Here is a 3,633-nt window from a genome sequence, read left to right as displayed (position 1 = left end):
AGGTACGCCCAAGATTCAATCCGTGAACCTTATGGGTTGCTAAACCAAATTATTACGAGGAGGTGAATTGGTGTGCAAGGGCTGGCCTCGGTAGTTGCGGCACTCATCTGTGGTGGCACAATGGATAGGATGGAAAGACCGGTGCCGGGTGCGGCAGGCGGTAATTTCGCTGGTCTTCTCGCCGGCCTGGTCGGTACAAGTGAGCAACTCGCGAGAGTATTGCCGGCTGGGAGTTCGGCGCCAGAGGGAAATACCACCTTTGTAGCAGGGTTGGCCGAACGTCTCAAGGTTAAGTTGGATAATGCACATGTTGCCGGGCTTAATTCTGAGGCCGCCGTTCTACGGAATTTCGAGCAAGTTTGGCAAACCCTCCTGTCTGGGGTCGTCCCGGTGCCGCCAGAGGCTATCGCCTTGGCTGATACGGTTTCGATGCCCGGGACAGGGGGCGCGGCGGCTCGGCCGGTAGCCGGAGGCGAAGGACCTTCCTGGAATCTACCCCATCTGCTTTCTATCCAGGATGTAGTGCAGCTACCTGGCATGAGCACGCCTGTTATTCAGGAGATACTGGTGTTTCCGCAAGGTGGTCAGTTGGTAACACTGGAGGGTGCCAGTGTCGGCGTGGAACTTTCGCCCGACCACCGTGACTGCTGCAGACCAGGGCAACCGGATACTGCCACTGCCTGGTCGGGACCCGTTCTCCAGATGGTACCTACTACTTCCCGGTCGTTAAACGCTACCGGTGCGGTAGAAGAATCCTCTATCATCGCAAAAGGTACAAACGTTATTGGAGAAACCGGTGGGGCTGCCGGATTACCCGAACCTCCGGCGGCATTGGCCCGGGTGCTGAACGAGACCACCCGTTTGGCAGCGCCAGTTTCGGGTACCCCAGGGACTCCCCTTACCTGCTCCCCAGATACTCAGGAACTTTTGATGCCAACGGTCCCAAACCAAATAGCGGGTAGAACTGTGCATCCGGGAGGTACAAACCCCTCTGCGGTTGTTCCTGTTTATCCGGGGAGGACGGCTGTGCAACCAGAGTTAACGCCAGACCCCTCCGTAGCCGGCTCTTTATCTGGCCCTCTTTCGGGCGACTCTATGGCGGGTCTTTGGTTGCGCCCGGTTTATCTCCGGGTGAAGGCGGTGGGAACAAGCTCACCACCGGTTAGGGATTATCCGGCGATACGGTTGCCACACACTGCTTCCCCGTCCCCAACTCCAGTAATTTCGGGACCGGTAGTGGAGGCACACCAGGGGGGCGAGGTAACTGCACCAAAGGCACCGGATCAAATTCCGGAAGGGCTAAAGCTGCAGGAACAGCTACCTGACGCGACCGAAGGAAAAAGGCCGGGCTTGGCAGGGTTAGAGTTGCCGGACGCCGGTACAGATTCGCCTGGAGTGCAAACCCTGTTTAGCGCCGAGCCCGAGCATTTCTCCGGGGTGGAGCGCCTACCGCTTGCGGCGTTGCCGGGGCAGCTCGGGCGCGAGATTGCCCGCCAGATGACCCTGCTGCGGGATCGTGGCGGTATCGTTCGTTTGGACCTCCAGCTTGACCCACCGCACCTGGGCCGGCTAGCGGTAAAGCTGAGTTTTGCTGACGAAAAGCTCAAGGTGCACTTCGTGGCCGCAGACGTTGCCGTAAAAGAGGTGCTAATGGCCAGCCTCGATGGGTTGCGGGCCGAGCTTGGTCGGATGGGTATCAATCTGGGCGAAGCTTACGTTTCTCTCGGCCAGGAATCCAATGGGGGCGAATCTAAAGGGGTGCCCAGGAGTAGCGGTGGTGAGGCTTTTGCCGGTGGCAATCTGCTCCCAAAGGCGGAGCCGCCAGTGGTTCCGGAAGGTGTTAACTACCTGATATAAAAGGAGGTGAAATCCGTGTCGGTAGGGCTTGAGGCGATTAACAGTTCTTTACGGAAAGAAACGGTGCCCGCCACTCCTGGGGGGCTGGGTAAAGATACCTTTTTAAAAATTCTTATTGCTCAGCTAAGCCATCCCGATCCTTTTGCCCCGCAGGATCCGGGAACCTTCGTTGCTGAAATGTCGCAGATCGCGCTTCTGGAACAGTTAATGAACCTGAGCACCCGAATGGAATCGCTTTACCGGGTAGAGGCGCTCGCGCAGGCGGCGGGAGTAATCGGTCACGAGGTGGTTGTGGCAACCGGCGGTGAGAGGGTGAGTGGTACTGTGGAAAAGGTTGTGGTCAGCGGAGACAAGGTGTTGTTGGTGATCGGCGGCAACCAGTACGACGTGGCCAATTTGGTGGAGGTCAGATGATGGTTAGCAGGGTCGAGAATCGGTTTGCGATAACCCCAGGACAGGCAACAGACGCCTGCGGTTCGGCAGAAAAATTCCAGGCGGTTCTTACGGAGAAGCTCGCGCAGCCAGCCGGTTTACGATTCTCTGCACATGCCGAACGACGCCTGCGGGAAAGAAACATTAACCTCAGCACCAACGACCTTGTACGCCTTGGGCGTGCGGTGGAGGCTGCGGCGGCTAAGGGGTCGCGGGATGTGCTACTCCTCTACGGGAACCTTTCGTTGATTGCGAGCACGACTAACCGAACCGTAGTTACGGCAGTTATGCGGGAAGAGGGGCAGGTCTTCACCAATATCGACGGCGCCGTAATCGTTAAGTAATATCAGGCCGGTCCGTGTGGGGGGCCTGCGGGTTGCGGAGTGACGGAAGCAACCTCCAAAAGCGAAGATTGGTAGCTTAAAAAAGATGGTCAATTTTAAGAGAGGAGGAAAATAATGCTTCGTTCACTGTATGCGGGTGTCACAGGGATGCGAAACCACCAGCTCCGGATGGATGTGGTGGCGAATAATATCGCGAACGTCAATACCACCGCCTTTAAAGCGATGCGGGCGAGCTTTCAGGATAACCTCTACCAGACGCTGAAGTCTACTTCGGCGACCGGGTCGAGTAATGTGGCCCCGCTGCAGGTGGGAAGCGGGATCAATATCGCCAGCATCGACACGGTCTTTATCCAGGGGGCGCTTCAGGTTACCGGTCGGCCCCTCGACTTGGCTATCCAAGGCAACGGCTTCTTTAGCGTAAAAAAGAGCCTTGATAGTAACGCGATTTACTATACCCGAGAAGGCTCTTTCTTCCTAAATGCCGGGGGCTACCTGGTTAATCCCCAAGGGTATTACGTTCTAGATACTTCGGGGGCACCCATCCGGATTACTGACCAGGTGGCTTCTATCCAAGTGGCGCGGAATGGGACGATCAGCTATATCAAGCCTGACGGCACGGTGAATACGTTACCAAACAAAATCGGTATCACGTATGTTCAGAACCCGGAAAGCCTGCTACGGGAAGGGCAAAACCTTTACACTGTCTCGCCGAACACGGCAACGCCAAGCCTTGGCGAGGCCGGAACCGAGGGACGCGGTACCATCGAGGCTGGCTTCCTTGAAATGTCCAACGTCGATTTGTCGCTCGAGTTTACCAACATGATCATTACCGAGCGCGGTTACCAGGCAAATGCCAGAGTTATTACGACTTCGGACGAGATGTTACGCGAACTGATTGACCTCAAGCGCTGATCCTTAACGGTTAGGAGGATCGGTTTGGCTAAAAAGAAGGGTGGCAAAAAGAAGCTTATCATTATTATCTTGGTAGCGGTGTTTATCT

At 56.2% G+C, this 3,633-nt stretch carries 4 protein-coding genes; all 4 read left to right on the top strand.

Annotated features, from left to right (window positions below; genetic code table 11):
* The first annotated feature begins 72 nt into the window (after positions 1–72).
* The 4 genes from ACUVTA_RS08965 (at position 73) to flgF (ending at position 3,545) form a co-directional block, all read left to right on the top strand.
* Positions 73–1,857 carry a flagellar hook-length control protein FliK gene (locus tag ACUVTA_RS08965; RefSeq protein WP_445952598.1) on the top strand — a complete coding sequence of 595 codons (1,785 nt, stop codon included), beginning with the start codon at positions 73–75 and terminating at the stop codon, positions 1,855–1,857.
* Positions 1,858–1,872: 15 nt separating this feature from the next.
* Entirely contained in the window at positions 1,873–2,271 is a 399-nt protein-coding gene (locus tag ACUVTA_RS08960) for a flagellar hook capping FlgD N-terminal domain-containing protein (protein WP_445952597.1), read from the top strand.
* Positions 2,268–2,633, top strand: coding sequence for a TIGR02530 family flagellar biosynthesis protein (locus tag ACUVTA_RS08955; protein ID WP_445952596.1), 366 nt, complete (start codon positions 2,268–2,270; stop codon positions 2,631–2,633). Before ACUVTA_RS08960 ends, ACUVTA_RS08955 begins: the two co-directional genes overlap by 4 nt.
* Before the next feature lie 114 nt (positions 2,634–2,747).
* A complete protein-coding gene (gene flgF / locus ACUVTA_RS08950) occupies positions 2,748–3,545 on the top strand; it encodes a flagellar basal-body rod protein FlgF (protein WP_445952595.1) in 798 nt (265 codons plus the stop codon).
* Positions 3,546–3,633: the final 88 nt, after the last annotated feature.

The organism is Thermodesulfitimonas sp. (assembly GCF_052743955.1).
Note: the sequence above shows the minus strand (reverse complement) of the source record. Positions and strands in the feature narration are given on the sequence as shown.

What these genes read in the sequence shown, in the direction of transcription:
- flgF (WP_445952595.1), top strand. Translation starts at nt 2,748, where the DNA reads ATGCTTCGTTCACTGTATGCGGGTGTCACAGGGATGCGAAACCACCAG.
- ACUVTA_RS08955 (WP_445952596.1), top strand. Translation starts at nt 2,268, where the DNA reads ATGATGGTTAGCAGGGTCGAGAATCGGTTTGCGATAACCCCAGGACAG.